1 protein-coding gene is annotated in these 388 nt (G+C 67.0%); it reads right to left on the reverse strand.

Going from position 1 to position 388, the window contains the following annotated elements:
- The coding region (locus tag AC07RN_RS21485; RefSeq protein WP_478337302.1) for a DUF7373 family lipoprotein at positions 1–388 on the reverse strand (388 nt) is incomplete at both ends.

The raw sequence follows: 388 nt of genomic DNA on the forward strand, positions 1-388 counted from the left end.
CCCGCGAGGCCCGTAGACGGCCATGTCGTCGCCGAGCTGGGCCTGTGCGTCTGCCTCCGGGATCGCGTAGATGAGGATCTTGTCCTGATCCACCATGGGCAGCTCGGCCTGCTTGCCGCCGTTCTGGTCCTTGGTCGGGGTGGCGGGGAACTTGTCGATCAGCGGCCCCTGCAGGCTCAGCGCCTTCGCGACGGCCTGGGCGGTCCAGTCCTTCTGCGCGGCCGGGGCTTTCGCGAAGGTGTAGATCAGGTAGTCGCCGTGCGGGGTCAGGGCGTTGACGGATACTTCGGTACCTGCCTGGTAGCTGGTCTCCTTGGTGGAGACGAGGGTGTTGGGCAGGATGTCGATCGTTTCCGGCGTGTGGATGCCGGCGCCGTCGTCGACGGTG

Source organism: Lelliottia sp. GFLA7, from assembly GCF_056490165.1.